This window comes from Burkholderia pseudomultivorans (genome assembly GCF_902499075.1).
Taxonomy (GTDB): Bacteria; Pseudomonadota; Gammaproteobacteria; order Burkholderiales; family Burkholderiaceae; genus Burkholderia; species Burkholderia pseudomultivorans.
Window position 1 is genome coordinate 64,251 of the sequence record NZ_CABVPP010000002.1, and the last position, 15,612, is coordinate 79,862.

The 15,612-nt window shown below is 67.4% G+C and carries 21 protein-coding genes; 8 read left to right on the forward strand and 13 right to left on the reverse strand.

The window, feature by feature from the left end; genetic code table 11:
- Window positions 1–84: 84 nt before the first annotated feature.
- The 3 genes from clpP to BST28156_RS02610 all read right to left on the reverse strand — a co-directional run bounded on the left by clpP (window position 85) and on the right by BST28156_RS02610 (window position 2,647).
- Window positions 85–738, reverse strand: a complete 654-nt coding sequence (gene clpP / locus BST28156_RS02600; RefSeq protein WP_006408392.1) for an ATP-dependent Clp endopeptidase proteolytic subunit ClpP — start codon at window positions 736–738, stop codon at window positions 85–87.
- A gap of 139 nt (window positions 739–877) precedes the next feature.
- The gene (gene tig, locus BST28156_RS02605) at window positions 878–2,224 is read right to left on the reverse strand and encodes a trigger factor (RefSeq protein WP_060239612.1); all 1,347 of its coding nucleotides are present in this window, start codon (window positions 2,222–2,224) and stop codon (window positions 878–880) included.
- A gap of 171 nt (window positions 2,225–2,395) precedes the next feature.
- A complete protein-coding gene (locus BST28156_RS02610) occupies window positions 2,396–2,647 on the reverse strand; it encodes a hypothetical protein (protein WP_174901399.1) in 252 nt (83 codons plus the stop codon).
- Here BST28156_RS02610 and BST28156_RS02615 point away from each other — a divergent pair.
- Together BST28156_RS02615 and BST28156_RS02620 are read left to right on the forward strand one after the other, a co-directional pair.
- Window positions 2,646–3,791 carry a glycerate kinase gene (locus BST28156_RS02615; RefSeq protein ID WP_174901400.1) on the forward strand — a complete coding sequence of 382 codons (1,146 nt, stop codon included), beginning with the start codon at window positions 2,646–2,648 and terminating at the stop codon, window positions 3,789–3,791. The genes BST28156_RS02610 and BST28156_RS02615 overlap by 2 nt on opposite strands.
- Window positions 3,792–3,853: 62 nt before the next feature.
- Window positions 3,854–4,303: a MarR family winged helix-turn-helix transcriptional regulator gene (locus BST28156_RS02620; protein WP_060239617.1), complete on the forward strand. Its 450-nt coding sequence runs from the start codon at window positions 3,854–3,856 to the stop codon at window positions 4,301–4,303.
- A 247-nt stretch (window positions 4,304–4,550) separates the two neighbouring features.
- Here the strand turns inward: BST28156_RS02620 and BST28156_RS02625 are convergent, their stop codons facing one another.
- Both BST28156_RS02625 and BST28156_RS02630 read right to left on the reverse strand, forming a co-directional pair.
- Entirely contained in the window at window positions 4,551–5,549 is a 999-nt protein-coding gene (locus BST28156_RS02625) for a 2-dehydropantoate 2-reductase (protein ID WP_174901401.1), read from the reverse strand.
- Between the two features lie 111 nt (window positions 5,550–5,660).
- Entirely contained in the window at window positions 5,661–6,806 is a 1,146-nt protein-coding gene (locus tag BST28156_RS02630) for a helix-turn-helix transcriptional regulator (protein ID WP_060239624.1), read from the reverse strand.
- Window positions 6,807–6,939: 133 nt separating this feature from the next.
- Here BST28156_RS02630 and BST28156_RS02635 point away from each other — a divergent pair, with 133 nt between their 5' ends.
- The 5 genes from BST28156_RS02635 to BST28156_RS02655 all read left to right on the forward strand — a co-directional run bounded on the left by BST28156_RS02635 (window position 6,940) and on the right by BST28156_RS02655 (window position 10,861).
- On the forward strand, window positions 6,940–7,116 hold the full coding sequence (locus tag BST28156_RS02635) for a hypothetical protein (RefSeq protein ID WP_174901402.1): 177 nt from the start codon (window positions 6,940–6,942) through the stop codon (window positions 7,114–7,116).
- On the forward strand, window positions 7,113–8,156 hold the full coding sequence (locus BST28156_RS02640; protein WP_174901403.1) for a porin: 1,044 nt from the start codon (window positions 7,113–7,115) through the stop codon (window positions 8,154–8,156). Before BST28156_RS02635 ends, BST28156_RS02640 begins: the two co-directional genes overlap by 4 nt.
- Before the next feature lie 22 nt (window positions 8,157–8,178).
- A complete protein-coding gene (locus BST28156_RS02645; RefSeq protein WP_174901405.1) occupies window positions 8,179–9,387 on the forward strand; it encodes an MFS transporter in 1,209 nt (402 codons plus the stop codon).
- A 16-nt stretch (window positions 9,388–9,403) separates the two neighbouring features.
- Window positions 9,404–10,513 carry a class II histone deacetylase gene (locus BST28156_RS02650; protein ID WP_174901406.1) on the forward strand — a complete coding sequence of 370 codons (1,110 nt, stop codon included), beginning with the start codon at window positions 9,404–9,406 and terminating at the stop codon, window positions 10,511–10,513.
- Between the two features lie 111 nt (window positions 10,514–10,624).
- Window positions 10,625–10,861, forward strand: coding sequence for a hypothetical protein (locus BST28156_RS02655; protein WP_174901407.1), 237 nt, complete (start codon window positions 10,625–10,627; stop codon window positions 10,859–10,861).
- A gap of 106 nt (window positions 10,862–10,967) precedes the next feature.
- On the opposite strand, the gene BST28156_RS02660 is transcribed toward BST28156_RS02655, so the two are convergent.
- Complete coding sequence (locus tag BST28156_RS02660) at window positions 10,968–11,267, reverse strand: hypothetical protein (RefSeq protein ID WP_174901408.1); 300 nt, start codon at window positions 11,265–11,267, stop codon at window positions 10,968–10,970.
- The gene (locus BST28156_RS02665) at window positions 11,264–11,437 is read right to left on the reverse strand and encodes a hypothetical protein (protein WP_174901409.1); all 174 of its coding nucleotides are present in this window, start codon (window positions 11,435–11,437) and stop codon (window positions 11,264–11,266) included. Before BST28156_RS02665 ends, BST28156_RS02660 begins: the two co-directional genes overlap by 4 nt.
- A gap of 232 nt (window positions 11,438–11,669) precedes the next feature.
- On the opposite strand from BST28156_RS02665, the gene BST28156_RS02670 reads away from it, so the two are divergent.
- Window positions 11,670–12,113: a hypothetical protein gene (locus BST28156_RS02670; RefSeq protein ID WP_174901410.1), complete on the forward strand. Its 444-nt coding sequence runs from the start codon at window positions 11,670–11,672 to the stop codon at window positions 12,111–12,113.
- On the opposite strand, the gene BST28156_RS02675 is transcribed toward BST28156_RS02670, so the two are convergent.
- The 6 genes from BST28156_RS02675 to BST28156_RS02700 all read right to left on the reverse strand — a co-directional run bounded on the left by BST28156_RS02675 (window position 12,094) and on the right by BST28156_RS02700 (window position 15,612).
- Complete coding sequence (locus BST28156_RS02675; RefSeq protein ID WP_174901411.1) at window positions 12,094–12,393, reverse strand: hypothetical protein; 300 nt, start codon at window positions 12,391–12,393, stop codon at window positions 12,094–12,096. The genes BST28156_RS02670 and BST28156_RS02675 overlap by 20 nt on opposite strands.
- 12 nt (window positions 12,394–12,405) lie before the next feature.
- Window positions 12,406–13,668, reverse strand: coding sequence for a hypothetical protein (locus BST28156_RS34640; protein WP_254596337.1), 1,263 nt, complete (start codon window positions 13,666–13,668; stop codon window positions 12,406–12,408).
- A gap of 1 nt (window position 13,669) precedes the next feature.
- Entirely contained in the window at window positions 13,670–13,978 is a 309-nt protein-coding gene (locus BST28156_RS02685; RefSeq protein ID WP_233632899.1) for a hypothetical protein, read from the reverse strand.
- Window positions 13,979–13,980: 2 nt separating this feature from the next.
- A complete protein-coding gene (locus BST28156_RS02690) occupies window positions 13,981–14,319 on the reverse strand; it encodes a hypothetical protein (RefSeq protein ID WP_174901412.1) in 339 nt (112 codons plus the stop codon).
- A complete protein-coding gene (locus tag BST28156_RS02695) occupies window positions 14,316–15,047 on the reverse strand; it encodes a hypothetical protein (protein ID WP_174901413.1) in 732 nt (243 codons plus the stop codon). Before BST28156_RS02695 ends, BST28156_RS02690 begins: the two co-directional genes overlap by 4 nt.
- Before the next feature lie 250 nt (window positions 15,048–15,297).
- Window positions 15,298–15,612, reverse strand: coding sequence for a hypothetical protein (locus BST28156_RS02700; RefSeq protein ID WP_174901414.1), 315 nt, complete (start codon window positions 15,610–15,612; stop codon window positions 15,298–15,300).

Consider the following 15,612-nt stretch of genomic DNA (forward strand, 5'->3'; position numbering starts at 1 on the left):
TGGATGCGCTTTGCCGCAGATGCTCGGGGCGTAACGGATTCTGCGCGAGGTGCCACCCGAATCGGGGCGGCACCCCACTTAAGTTCACGGACGCTTCAGCAACACCTGGTCGATCAGCCCGTACGCCTTCGCGTCTTCGCTCGACATGAAGTTATCACGGTCGGTGTCGCGCGCGATGCGCTCGACGTCCTGCCCCGTGTGTTGCGCGAGCAGGTGGTTGAGCCGCTCCTTCAGGTAGAGGATTTCGCGCGCCTGGATCTCGATGTCGGACGCCTGGCCGCGCGCGCCGCCCAGCGGCTGGTGAATCATCACGCGCGAGTTCGGCAGCGCGAAGCGCTTGCCCTTCGCGCCCGACGCGAGCAGGAACGCGCCCATGCTGGCCGCGAGGCCCATGCACAGCGTCGACACGTCCGGCTTGATGAACTGCATCGTGTCGTAGATCGCCATGCCGGCCGACACCGAGCCGCCCGGGCTGTTGATGTAGAGGCTGATGTCCTTGTCGGGATTCTCGCTCTCCAGGAACAGCAGTTGCGCGACGACGAGGTTGGCGGTCTGGTCGTTGACTTCGCCGACCATGAACACCAGGCGCTCCTTCAGGAGACGCGAATAGATGTCGTACGAACGCTCGCCGCGGCCGCTCGTTTCGACGACGATCGGCACGAGCCCCAGCGCTTGCGCCTCGAAACCCTGCGGCGCATTCGAAGCAAGCATGTCCAGCAATTCAGCGCGAGTGATCATTCAATGAACCTTGTTCGAATGGAAAATTGAACGGAGGAAGCCGCCCGCTCAATCGCCATATTAATGGCAACCGTGCGCTCGACGTAAAAACGGCGTGCGGGCCGTCGCTCCGACAGCCGGCACGCCGCAAGAGCGACAGTTACGCTTGCGCCGATGCGCTCGCGAGTGCCTCGAAGCTCACTTCCTTGTCCGTCACCTTCGCCTTGCCCAGCACGAAATCGACGACGTTGCTTTCAACGACGAACGCTTCCATCTCGGCGAGGCGCTGCTGGTTCGAATAATACCAGCGGACCACTTCCTTCGGGTCTTCGTAGCTCTTCGCGAACTCGTCGACTTCCGCGCGGATCTGTTCCGGCTTCGCTTCGAGGTTGTTCGCCTTGACCAGCTCGGCCAGCACGAGGCCCAGCTTCACGCGGCGCTCGGCCTGCTCGGTGAACATTTCGGCCGGGATCGGTGCGTCCTTCGCGTTCGGCACGCCGCGCTGCGCGAGGTCCTGACGCGCCATTTCGACGAGGCGCTGCTGGTCCTGCTCGATCAGCGCCTTCGGCACGTCGAGCTCGGAGATCTTCAGCAGCGCGTCCATCACCTGGTTCTTGACGATCGACTGCGTGCGACGCTTCGCTTCGCGCTCGAGGTTTTCCTTGATCTCGCTGCGCATCTTCGCGAGATCGCCGTCTTCGATGCCGAGCGACTTCGCGAATTCGGCGTCGATCTCCGGCAGGTGCGGCCACTCGACCTTCTTCATCGTGACCGTGAACTGCGCCGTCTTGCCCGCGACGTCCTTGCCGTGATAGTCCTCCGGGAACGCCAGGTCGAACGTGCGCGATTCGCCGGCCTTCAGGCCCAGCGCCGCCTTTTCGAATTCCGGCAGCATGCGGCCTTCGCCGAGCACGAACGGGAAGTCTTCGGCCGTGCCGCCCTGGAACGCGACGTCGTCGATCTTGCCGACGAAGTCGACCGTCACGCGGTCGCCGTTCTGCGCCGAGGTGTCCGCGCCGCCGTCGCCGTGCTCGCCGCCTTCGCCGCGTGCGTGGAAGTGCACGCGCTGCTTGCGCAGGATGTCGAGCGTGCGGTCGATTTCGGCGTCGCCGATCGACGTCGTCGAGCGCTCGACTTCAGCCGTCGCCAGATCGCCGATCTTCACTTCCGGGTAGACCTCGAAGGTCGCGTCGAACGCGTATGCGTCTTCGGCCTGGTCCTGCTTCGGTGCGAAGCTCGGCTGGCCGGCGACGCGCAGGTTTTCCGCGCGGCTGATCGTGAAGAATTCCTGGCCGATCTTGTCGCTCAGCACTTCCGCCTCGACCTGACCCGCGTATTGCTGCGCGACCATCTTCAGCGGCACCTTGCCCGGGCGGAAACCCGGCATGCGCACGTTCTTCGCGAGTTTCTGGATACGGGCGTCGATTTCCTTCTGCACCGTCTCTTTCGGCAAAGAAATCGTCACGCGGCGTTCAAGCTTGCCGAGGTTCTCAACAACGTTAGCCATGGCTTCAATCGTCCTAAAATTATTCGAGCGAATCGGGTTTTCCTTGCCGTGCCTGCCTGCGGCGCCCCGTGTGTCATACACACGCGCCGCGCCGGAGCGCCACGCCATCCCTGCACGCGCCGGATGGCTAGCGCAAGCGGCTCGGAGCACGGCTTTGGCCGGAAGAATCGACTATTCTAGCAAACAATTTTCATCACACCGCCAGATCGGCGCGACCTGCGTGCGGATTGCCGCGCCGCCCGCTTTGCCGCCCGCATCCGTCCCCCGCTTTTGCGCCGCGCGCATCCAGGGCCGCGCATGGATGGCCGTTATGCCGCGCGCCATATCCAGCCGCGCCCGCCATCCTGTAAGCTCCGAATGACAAGCTGCGCCGCCGCGGCGGCGCTCATTCTTCACACCAATCACGCATTCCGGAGACACCATGCCGCAACACCCGTCCGCGCCTGTCGTCGTCATCGCGCCCGATTCGTTCAAAGGCTCGCTTTCCGCCGAGCAGGTCGCGGACGCGATCGCCGCCGGCATCCGCCGCGCGCGGCCCGATGCCGTCGTGCGCTGCTGCCCGATGGCCGACGGCGGCGAAGGCACGCTCGACGCGATGCTCGCGGGCGGCGGCACGCGGCGTGCGCTGCGCGTGGCCGGCGCGTCGCTCGCGCCGCGCGACGCGGCGGTCGGCGTGATCGACGCGCGCACCGCGATCGTCGAGACGGCCGAGGTCGTCGGCATCACCGACCCGGTCGGGATGAGCGTGCCCGTCGACGCGCGCAGCACGCGCGGGATGGGCGAGGCGATCCGCGCGCTGCTCGACGAAGGCGTGCGCCGCTTCTTCGTCGCGCTCGGCGGCAGCAGCACCAACGATGCCGGCGCCGGGCTGCTCGCGGGCCTCGGGCTGCAATGCTTCGACGCGGCCGGCCAGCCGGTCGAGCCGGTGCCGGCGCGGCTCGCCGACATCGCGCGGGTCGACGCGTCGGCGCTCGACCCGCGGCTGGCCGAAACGGAATTCGTCGGCATGTCCGACGTCGACAACCCGCTGACGGGCGCGCACGGCGCGACCGCCGTGTTCGGTCCGCAAAAGGGCGTGACGCCCGAACAGGTCGCGACCCTCGATGCGGCGCTCGGGCGCTTCGCCGATCTGCTCGAGGCCGCGCTCGACCGCCGCGCGCGCGAGCTGCCGGGCGCCGGCGCCGCGGGCGGCCTCGGCTTCGCGCTGCACATGCTCGGCGCGCAGTTCGAGACCGGCGCGGAAGTCGTCGCGCGGCAGATCGGGCTCGATGCGGCGCTCGCCGGCGCCGACTGGCTGATCACCGGCGAAGGGCGCTCGGACGTGCAGACGCTGCACGGCAAGGCGCCGTTCATCGCCTGCCGTCATGCGCAGGCCGCCGGCGTGCCCGCGTCGCTGCTGTCCGGTGCGGTCGATCCGGCCGCGCTGCCGCGCCTGTCCGAGCATTTTTCCGGCTGCTTCTCGCCGGCGCCCGGGCCGATCACGCTCGACGTCGCGATCCGCGATGCGGCCAATCTGCTCGCCAACGAAGCGGAACAGTTGACGCGCCTGAAATACGGCGCACACTGACCGTTGACCCGAGCGCGCGATACAGGAACAATCGGGCCCGCCCTTTATCTTCAGGATTCGACATGAAAGGCCGACAAGCCGGGCTCGATCAGTTTCTGACCTATCGCCTCCACGCGCTCACGAAGCGCTCCGATCGCGGAATCGGCGAGGTGTACCGGCACAAGCTCGACATCTCGCTGCCCGAGGCGCGCGTGATCGCCGCCGTCGGCGCATTCGGTCCGTTTTCGATCATGGATCTCGCGCGCCACACCAACCTCGACAAGAGCCAGGCAAGCCGCGCGGCCGAGGCGCTGCTGCGCCAGGGTCTGCTCGAACGCAGCGCCAGCGAGGACGACGGCCGGATCGTGCTGATCGCGCTGACCGCCGACGGCCGCGCACTGCACCGCAAGATCATGCCGATCGTGCGCAAGTGGAACGACGGACTGCTCGCGTGCCTGTCCGACAGCGAACGTCAGACGTTCGAGCGGCTGCTCGACAAGGTCGTCGCGCACGCGACCGAGCGGGACGACTGAACCGGCGCGCAGGTTGCGCCGCTTCGCTCCGGCGCAGGGTCCAAACGTTTGCGTCGCGGCCATGCGAATGACGGCAACAGCTGAATCTGTCGCGGCCAGCACGCGGAAATTGATCGGATGAAATGACCAGGCCGCCCGATTCGCATTGACGGCGAATCGGGCGGCCTGCCTTGTAGCAGTCGGCAATCGATACTCCCACGCCGCGCCCGCGCGAGTCAGCGGCGCGGCAACGTCGCCGCTCTCGCCGCTACAACCCGCTGTTGGCCGCGCGCTGGCGCAGCAACCCCAGCACCGCGTCGCAATACGGCGTCGGCACGCCGAGCTTGCGGCCCAGTTCCGGAAACACGCCGAGGATCGGGCCGATCTCGAGCGGGCGCCCCGCTTCGAAATCCTGCAGCATCGAGGTCTTGAACGCACCGAGCTTGCGCGTCACCGCGATCCGCTCGGGGCCGCTCATCCCGGTCGACAGCCCGAGCTTCGCACCGATCTGCGCGGCCTCCTCCATCATCCGCAGCGCGAGATCCTGCGTGAACGGATCGTCGAGCAGCTGCTCGGCGGTCGAGCCGGTCAACGCGCTCAGCGGATTCATGTTCATGTTGCCCCACAGCTTCGCCCAGATCTCGGTGCGGATCGCGGGCGTCGACTCGACGTCGAAGCCGCCCGCGGCCAGCGCCGCCGCGAACCGCGCGGTGGGCGCGTCGAGCCGCGCGTCGGGCGCGCCGACGATCAGCCGATTGCCGCGTCCGCGCCGCACGATGCCCGGCGCATCGGTGCTCGACGACAGATGCACGACGCAACCGATCGCCTGCGCGGGCGGCAGCGCCGCCGACACCGCACCGCCCGGATCGACCGCTTCGAGCGGCACGCCGGCGAGCGGCCCCGCGAGCCCGTATGTAAACCACCACGGCAGGCCGTTCATCGCCGCAACGATCACCGTGTCGGGGCCGACCAGCGGCGCGATGCGCGCAGCCAGCGCGGGCAGCGCCTGCGCCTTCAGCGCGATCACCACGTAGTCCTGCACGCCGAGCGCGGCCGCGTCGTCGCTCGCATGCACCGGGACCGATGCCGAGCTGCCCGTCTCGTCGATCACGCGGACGCCGTGCGTATTCAGCGCATCGAGCGTCGCGCCGCGCGCGTACGCGCTCACGCTCATGCCGGCGCGCGACAGCGCGGCCGCAAGCAATCCGCCGATCGCGCCGACGCCCACCACCGCCGCGCGCATCGACCCTGAATTCGTGTCGTTCATGATCGCCTTCCGTCTCCTGGAAGTTGACGAGCATAACGCTCAATGGTTGCGGATACAACCATTTGTGCGTGCGCATGCCGACCCTGCGCCGAGGCTGCGCGTTCGCGCCGCTCAGCCCGGCGTACGGTCCAGCGCGGCCGGTTCGTCGTTGGCCGCGTCGCCCGTCGCGCCGAGCACGCCGGCGATCTGGCTCTTGTCGTGCATGCCGAGCTTGCGATACGCGCAGCGCAGGTAATGACGCACGGTCGTCGGCGAGATCGCCATCTGCTGCGCGACCTCCTTGTGCGAGCGTCCCGCGCCGTAGTAGCGGATCGCCGCCAGCTCGCGCGGGCTCAGCCGGTCGAGCAGCGAGCGCGGCCGCGCCTCGAGCTGGAACAGGCCAGCGACCGGCACGCAGCGGATCCGCAGCGCGTCGCCGACAAACGGCTGCGCGCACTGGCGCCGCAGATGCGCGACGAGCGGCTCCGGCACGCGCGGGCCCGTCCACGCCGGCCATTCGGCGCGCAGCACGTCGTCGAAGCCGTGATCGGCGTGATGCAGCACGCCGAAGTTGTCGCACAGCGCGCGCGCCGCGGGCGCCAACGTGTCGGCGCGCTCGCGCGTGAGCTGCGCCGCGCGGTTGATCGTCAGCGCGGCGGCCAGGTGCGGGATCACTTCCTCGAAGCGCTGCGCGTCGTCGTCGCTGAACGGCCGGTTCAGGCCCTGACGATAGATCGACATGAAGGTCGTCAGGCCGAAACGGCGATCGAGCGTGCACACGCACATCAGCTGCGCGAGCCCGTACTTCACGCACCAGTCGCGAAACCGCGCGTCGAGCCCCGGCTCGACGACCGACAGCCGCACCGCGCGGCCATGCGCGCCGCGCAGCGTGCGATGCGCGAGCGGATCGCAATCGCGCACGCGCTTCCAGTCGCCGAAGAACGCATGCGGCAGACGATACAGGAAGCTGTTGTGCATCACGGGGCCGGTCGACAGATGCGTCGCGACGCCGGTCCACGCGGCATCGAACGGAATCAAGGCCTGCAGCAGCGCAAAGAAGCGGCATTCGAACTCGCCGATGCCGGACTGCGCGGCCACCGCGTACAGATCGAGCAGCATCAGGCTCAGCTCGCGCCGCGATGCGTCGCCGCGCGCGACGCCGTCGAAGTCGGCGCGGCGGGACGGCAGCGGCGGCCATGCGGATTCGTCGAGCACGATCGCTGCCGGCACGTCGCGCAACGCATCGAAATCCTGCCCGATATCCGTCGTGATCCTCACTTTCCGCTCCCCTGCCCGATCGGGCTGCTGATACGCGCAACGCAGACCGGCCGATTATAGCGGCCGGCATTTTTGGCGGCCCGCTGCGCCGGAACGGGCCGCAACCCCATCCATTTGAACGGTGCGGGACGCATTGCTGCAGCGCAGCACGCCGACCGGCGTCGTGCCGGTGCGCTCGTCCCGCGCACTGCGGGTTTTCCGCAGCGTTCATCTGGACGACTGTTCGCGGTTTTTCCTGCTGCGGACACTGCGTCGCGACAACACCAACAACGACACGTCGATGCAGGACGGTATGGAGAACCCCACGTGACGAAATCCCGCTTGATCCGCACGGCCGCCGCCGCGACGCTTGCCGCGTGCGCCGCCGCCACACATGCGCAGTCGACCCTCACGCTGTACGGCGCACTCGACGCCGGCGTGCAATACCTGACGCACGCCGACGGGCGCCACTCGGCCGTGCAGCTGCAGAACTACGGCATCCTGCCGTCGCAGATCGGCCTGAAAGGCAACGAGGACCTCGGCGGCGGCTGGCGCGCGCTGTTCAAGCTCGAACAGGGCCTCAATCTCAACGACGGCACCGCGACCGCACCCGGCTACGCGTTCTTCCGCGGCGCGTACGTCGGCCTCGCCGGACCGGTCGGCACCGTCACGCTCGGCCGCCAGTTCAGCGTGCTGTTCGACAAGACGCTGTTCTACGACCCGCTGTGGTACGCGTCGTACAGCGGCCAGGGCGTGATCGTGCCGATGTCCGCGAACTTCATCGATCACTCGATCAAATATCAGTCGCCGACGCTGGCCGGCTTCGACGTCGAGGCGCTCGCCGCGACGGCCGGCGTCGCCGGCAACACGCGCGCCGGCCGCGTGCTCGAGCTCGGCGGCCAGTACGCGAGCAACGGGCTGTCCGTCAGTGCGGTGCTGCACCAGTCGCACGGCGACGTGTCGGCGGCCGACGACACATCCGCGCGCCGCCGCGAACTCGGCACGCTCGCCGCGCGCTATGCGTTCGCCGCGCTGCCGCTCACCGTCTACGCGGGCGTCGAGCGCCTGACCGGCGATCTCGACGCGGCGCGCACGATCGTCTGGGGCGGCGCGCGCTATCTGACGTCGAACGGCATCGGCCTGAACGCGGGCGTCTATCACACCGACTCGCGCACGCCGGCGATCGGCCATCCGACGCTGTTCATCGCGAGCACCACCTATGCACTGTCGAAACGCACCGTCGCGTACGTGAACCTCGGCTACGCGCGCAACAGCGGCCAAAGCTCGCAGACCGTCTACGAATACGACCCCACCCCGCTGGCCGGCGCGTCGCAGTTCGGCGCGATGGTCGGCATGTACCACCTGTTCTGAACCCTCAGCGAGACCCGTCATCATGAAGACCCTTTCCCCGGATGCCGCGCTGCCGTCCGACGCGCGCGCGTCGACCTTCGCGCGCAGCACGCTCGTCGCCCTCGTCGTGTTCGCAGCCATCACGCCGCTGCTGTTGCTGGTCGCGCCGGCGGTCGCCGGCCAGCTCGCGACGCAGCTCGGCTTGTCCGCGTCGCAGATCGGCACGTACTTCTTCGTCGAACTCGGCGCGTTCAGCCTCGCGACCGTGCCGTCGTACCTGTGGCTCGGCCGGGTCGACGCACGCCGCGTCGCGGCGTGCGCGATCGCGCTGTTCGGCGCGGGCAACCTGCTGACCGCGCTGTGGATGCCGGGCTTCGGCGCGCTGCTCGCGCTGCGCGCGGCGACCGCGCTCGGCGGCGGCTCGCTGATGGTGCTCTGCATGACGAGCGCGGCGACCAGCGAGAACAGCGACCGCGTGTACGGGCTGTGGGTCGTCGGCCAGTTGATCGCCGGCGCGATCGGCCTGTTCGTGCTGCCGCACGTGTTCGCCGCGTTCGGATTGCGCGCACTCTACTTCGCGCTGGCGGCGCTTGCGCTGGGCGCGGCCCCGCTGTCGCGCGGCTTTCCGGCGTCGCTCGGCGCACGACCGGCAGCCGCGCAGGCCGCACGCGGCGCCGCGACGGGCACCCCGGGCGCGTGGGTCGCGCTCGCGATCGGCGCGGTGCTGACGTTCTATCTCGCGATCGGCAGCGTGTGGACCTTCGCGAGCCGCGCGGCGGCCGAAGCCGGGCTCGATCCGCAGTCGACCGGCAACGTGCTGGCGATCGCGAGCGTGATGGGGATCGCCGGCGCGGCGCTCGCCTCGTGCGCGGGCGGCCGGCTCGCGCGGCGCGCGATGCTGGCCGCCGGCTACGCGCTGCTCGCCGCGTCGCTGGTCGCACTCGCCGCGCTGCCGCATCCGGGCGGCTTCAGCGTCGCGATCTTCGCGTTCAAGTTCGCGTGGACGTTCGTGCTGCCGTTCATTCTCGCGACCGTCGCGCAGATCGACGCGTCGGGCCGCCTCGTCGCGACGCTCAATTTCGTGATCGGCGCCGGCCTCGCGGCCGGCCCGCTGCTCGCCGGGCTGATGCTCGATGCGGGCGGCACGATGCACGCGCTGTTCGCAGCCGCGACAGCCGTCGCGATCGTGTCGTTCGCGGCGCTGCGCCATATCGATCGACGCGCGCACGCGTCCGTTTCCTCCCAACCGTGACAGGTCTCGCCTATCCATGAATCGCACCGCATTCTTCACCGATGAACGTACCTTCTGGCATACCGGCGGCACGCACGCGCTGTTCTTCCCGGTCGGCGGCTGGGTCCAGCCGCCGTCGAGCGCGGGCTACGCGGAATCGCCCGATTCGAAACGCCGCTTCCTGTCGCTCGTGCAGGCGTCGGGACTCGCCGCGCAGCTCGACATGCACGGCGCGGAAGCGGCGACCGCCGCCGACCTGCTGCGCATTCACCCGGCGCATTATCTCGATGCGTTCCGCGCCCTCAGCGACGCGAACGGCGGCGACCTCGGCGATCTCGCGCCGTTCGGCAAGGGCAGCTACGAAATCGCCGCCCTGTCGGCCGGTCTCGCGATCGCGGCCGTCGATGCGGTCGTCGGCGAACGCGCGGCCAATGCGTTCTCGCTGTCGCGCCCGCCCGGTCATCACTGCCTGCGCGACCGTCCGATGGGCTTCTGCCTGCTCGCCAACATCCCGATCGCGATCGAAGCCGCGCGCGCGAAGCACGGCGTCGAGCGCGTCGCCGTGATCGACTGGGACGTGCACCACGGCAACGGCACGCAGTCGATCTACTACGACGATCCGGACACGCTGACGATCTCGCTGCACCAGGACCGCTGCTTTCCGCCCGGCTACAGCGGCGCGGACGATCGCGGCGAAGGCGCGGGCATCGGCGCGAACCTGAACGTGCCGCTGCTCGCCGGCAGCGGCGACGACGCGTATCGGCATGCGTTCGAGCGAATCGTGCTGCCGGCGCTCGAGCGCTTCCGTCCCGAGTTGATCGTGGTGGCGAGCGGGCTCGATGCGAGCGCGGTCGATCCGCTCGCGCGGATGCAGCTGCACACCGACAGCTACCGCTTCATGACGCGCGCGCTGAAGGAGGCCGCGCAGCGTCACTGCGGCGGGCGGCTGGTGATCGTGCACGAAGGCGGCTATTCGGAGGCCTACGTGCCGTTCTGCGGGCTGGCCATCGTCGAGGAACTGGCGGGCGTGCGCACCGGCGTGACCGATCCGATGCTCGACCTTGCGATCGCGCAGCAGCCGGGCGAACGATTCGTCGCGTTCCAGCGCGCACTGCTCGACGAACTGGCGGAGTCGTTCGGGCTGTAACGCCGGCGCATCGGCAACGCAGGGCCGGCCAGCGCCGGCCCTTGCGCGATCCGCGCGGATGCGGTTTCCTGTGTCTTTGACCCTGACCGGACCCGAGGCCGCACTGTTCCGATGAAATCGTCCCCGCGCGATAACAACAACGCCGATGCCGACAAAGCGCACCGCCGGTCTTCGACGCTGATCCCGAATCTCGTCGCCGTGCTGGCCGGCATCGCGACCTTCGCGATCGGCGCGGCGTGGGTGATCCATAGCTGGATCGTCGATCGCGAAGCGCAGTATTTCGCGATTCCGCTGGTGTTCTCGGTGCCGGTGATCGTGGCGGTCGCGATCCGGAGTTTCTGGGATTAGATGCGCATCAATGACAAAGCGCCGCGGTCGGGCGACGCGCGGCGCTTGTTGTCGAGCTCGAGCTCGGGTCGGAAGCGATTACCTCGGCAATTCCGCTGCGAATCGCTCACAGACCGGGGCGCGCACACGGATTGGGCGCTGCGCCCTGATATCCGCCCGTGACGAGGCCCAGCGCCGTGCCGGCCAGCGACGTGCCGATCGCCTTCAGCGCTGTGCCGCCCGACAGCGACTCGCCGCTCGACATCGGCCGTCCGGAGTACGCGGAACACGCCGACGACGATACGACCGTCTGCGCGGGCCGGGCGCTCCATGCAATGTTGTCGGCCGGGATGGATACGGAGGCAAATACCGGCGCAGCCAGCGTGAGCGCCAGCGTGGAAATCGACATGCGCACGGTGTTTTTCATCGGTTGTCCCTCGGTGTGATCGTGCTGATTCGATGAAGCTTGGACACGATGATATTACACACGGGGCGATTGTCCGCGCCCTGCATCGCCTGTCCGTGCCTGCTTGCCGGAAAGAAGCGGCGCCAACGAAAAAAGCGCTGCGGTCGATCGACCGGCAGCGCTTTTTTCATGCACGGTCCCTGACTAGGGCACGTGCGACTTCTGGTGCTGAGGCCAGAACCACATTAAAGGCGTTCTGTCTTTCTGCTATTGGGATCCCACCAGTTCGTATTTTGCGGATGCCCCCATATATGCCCCCTTGCAAAATTGCTGCCGTTAGCGTTGTTGTGAAACAACGAATCAGCGGATCTCACCATCGCGTAAGGGGTCAACATGGTAACGAACTTCCGTGCGGCATGTTGCATGTCGATTGTCCGAGGGCTCATCTGCGCAGTTGCGTCCGTTGCGACCTACGCCCATGCGGACGGGGTACCCGCGAATATCTACGACCTCAGTTCGTTCGGTATCCCGCAAGCGGCCACGCAAAAAGCCTACGTCGGCCCCTACGACGCGCCGACACCACAGCTCGGCTGCAAAGTGTTCGACGCGCGCGGTCGCGCTCTGGACGACGGAGAGCTGACAGACAAGCAGCGGTATCAGGTTGCCGACTGCATCAATACGGTCCGCGCAAACCGCGAATGGAACGACCGGCTCGCTGAAAGTCGGCGCCGGACAGAAGAGGCACTCGACGCCGCCCAACGACGCATCGATGCATTCGCCAACACGCCGGCCGCTCCAGGCACGCCCGGCCCGATCGCCTACCCTCTGCCGGCCAATACCCCGGCAATCATCCTCCAGACGCAGTAGCGCCGCCCGGATCCGCACCAACGAGCTCGGCGACGTCAGGGTTCGCGATCAGGAACACGCGCAGCTTTTCGACCGGGTCGACGGGCTGCGTGGCGACCGGCGCCGGTGCCGGCGGAGCCGTCCAATTATCGCCGGAGCGCGCCCAACCCGGCCCGACCAGAGAATCTTCCGGCAGTGCAACAAGTTGTGACCCATCGTCCGGCTCGAATGCCGGAGCATTCGCGTCGAGAACGATAACATTCTCGACGGTGCCGTTTTTCACAAGAGCAACGCGACCCATATTCAGTTCCGTTTAAGCATATTCGAAAATGATGAACTGCCCGTTAGCCCCGGCCGAACCGTTGTATTGCTGACCGTAGTTGTTGCAGAATGCGCCATCACCGCCCATGCCCGGCCCGAAGCCCGGCCCCCACCCCGAGCCGGGGCTCATCGCAAACGGCGGTCGGCCGCTGAACATGCCGGCGCCGCCGCGCGGATTGTACGGCGCGAGTGCGAAGATGCCGTGATCGCCCATTTCGGTTGCACGCTGGAACAAGAGCGTTCCGGCCGTAATAGCCGGCATATCACCCTGCACCGTTGCGCTGTTGCTGGCGGCATTGCCTTGCGTGCCGTTCGACACGCCGCCCCTGCCTCCCGGCAAAACGAGCAGCGATCCGATCGACGAATTGCCCCCCTGACCACCACTGACGCTCGGCGTCCCCGCCGCGCCGCCAGCGCCAACCGTCACGGCCTGCGCGGTCGGATTCGGCCACCACCAGATTGCGCCCGCGCCACTGTTGCCGGCCGGGGCGATGTTTTGCGAGTTGCCCGTACCGCTCGGACCAGTGCCGCAGCCGCCGCCCCCGCCGCCTGCGCCCCATCCGAAGACGAGCGCACCGCCCGTGCCCGGCGTCGGGACATACTGGGCGCTGGCCGTCATGACTCGGACGTTCAGCAATCGCCCCTTCGCAATCGCGGTCAACGCGGCCGATACGAACTTTGTACTCGCCGCGTTATCCGTCGAGTCGCCCGCTGTACGCGTCGGCACACCGACGTTGCCGATGAAGGTCGGACTTGCCTTCGGTGCGCCGCCGAGATTCGCGAGCGCCGTTGCCGCGTCGGCCACGTCCGACAAATTGTTCGCCTTCTTCAACGCGTTCGCGAGCGTCGCTGCGGCATTCTGCTCGCTGACCGACGCAGCCGTCGCGGAGTTTGCAGCGCTCGTTGCCGACAACGTAGCGGACGATGCGCTCGATGCAGCACTGCTTGCGGAACCCGCAGCATCCGTCGATGCCGCTTGCGCGGCCGTCGCGTACTGCGATGCATGCTGTTCGCTCGTTGATGCCGCAGCCGCGCTCGCCGCCGCCTGCGTTGCAGAATCCGCGCTCGCGGCGGCCGACTGCGCAGCTTGGCCGGCGGAATCGAGCGCGCTGTTTGCGCTGCTCGTCGCCGTTTCGGCCGCCTGCTGAGCCAGAATACGGTCCGCGTGCGTTTCTGCCGCGCTGGATTCGATGAACTGGCCGAGAATTGCCTGATAGGTCTCGGTGTCGTCGGACAGGATGAGAGAAAGTTCCATGTCAGCTCAGCGGAGATTGTTCGATTCGGATATAGACGGGTGGCCCGAGCACAACGTCGCCCGTCGCCAAAGCGAGTCGCACATCGATGCGCGCCTTCTGTGGCGACCAGCCAGCCGTGGAGTCGGCCGTCAGCGTGAGCAGCCCCTTTGTGACGTCGAGCCATTCGACATTGAGGGCTGCAATCTGCTTCTTGCCCGCGCTGTCGAACAGCACGGCCGTCAACGTCGAGCCGGTGAAATCGGCCGGTGCGCCATCTTTCTGCAGGCCACCGACGAGCTTGAACGTCGATCCGATATAGACGGTCAGCATCTTCAATCCCCCTGCCCTTCGATGAGCGACGGCCGTTCGGTAACGTCGACCACCGCGCGAGCGTTTGGAATCCCGGTGGCCATCGTCAGCAGCGCTGTATTGAGGCCGTCCTGCCGCTGGACGACGTCGTTGCGCATCGACTCGACGGCAGCCTGAACACCGCGCGTCTGCCGTGCGCCTTCGGTCATCATCACCGGCAGCCACCGCACCGAGCAGTCCCAGTGATCGACATCGCGGCCGGTCTGCGGATCGCGACCGACGACATGCGAAAACCACGCGCATTCATGCTCGAGACACGGTTTCTTGAGCAGCGGGCACACAACTTTTTTCGCTTTCGTCATTGCTTCACCGCCACGATGCAATCGGCGTACTTGACCTGCGGCGCACGGTACGTATGGTTGTGCGCAGCATTGCCACCATTGGCCTGAATGCCGATGTTCGTCCCTGAACCGTAAATACCGATCCCTGTTCCGGACGCGCTCAGCCAGATGCCTGTGCCGCTTCCGCTCGTCACGCCGTTGTACTGACCATCGTTGTCGGACTGGTAGCCGCCGCCCGTCAGCTGGCTAGAACCCGCGCCATCCACGCTGTGCGCGATCACGACAAAGGGATGCGCGTGTCCGGGGTCGTTCACACCGTGCGAATGGCCCGGATCGGCCACACCGTGCGAATGGCCCGGATCGGATACACCGTGCGCGTGCGACGGCATTTCAGCGACGGTAATCGCGTGACCGTCAACCGCGAACTGACCGCCCCAGTTCCAGCCGCTCCAGCCAACTGCACCGTTCTGCTTGCCGACCGACTGATTGAACCGCATCGCGCAGTCCGTGAATGCCGGATCAGCGTCGACAGTCCATCCCGTCGGCGCCGCGGCTTGCTGCAGAACGATGCGCGTGCCCTTCGGCGCGTCGAGCGTTCCGTTGTTCACCTTGCCGTCGGCGAGCTGCCGCACGAACGCGCTCAACGCCTGAATGTATTCGTTCGCCTGCGACCCGACCGGCTCCGAGCCCTGCGGGCTGTTCTGGCTCGGAGTCGGGCTCAGGTCATTGATCGATCCCGGTACGGGCATGGTTCACCTCGTTTGTCTGTGCGCTTACTTCTGCGCTGTTAGCGGTTTCCAACCGCACACTCGGGCGCCGGCGCGGTTGTGCTCCAGGATCGCGCGAGCTGTCGCATCCGACAGAACATCGGCACGATCGAGATAGATCGGCTTCGTCCAGTCGCACGCTGTATCGATGACGCGCGTCTTCGTTTCGACCCGTGGCGCGGATGGAGGCGGACAGGTCGATGTGCAGCCGGCAAGCACTACCAACAGCGCCTTACCGGCGAGTCCAGTTTTGAAGCTCACTTTTCACCTCGCTTGCCGACTGGGCCGCGACCTCGCTGTCGATCGAAGTGCGAGCCGCGGCCGCCTCCCGGCCGGTTGCCTCTGCAGCGGCATTCGCTTGAGCTTCGGCCGCCGCGGCCTTGGCGACTCGCTCACCGGCGGCCGCGACATCCTGCTGTGCCTGCGCCGTCGTGGTCGCCGCCGATTTCGTCTTCCCCCATCCGAAGACAAGACCGGTCGCGATCCCGGTGAGACCCAAAATCAGCGGCCAGAATTTCGCGAACAGAGAAATCACCATCGCGCTCAT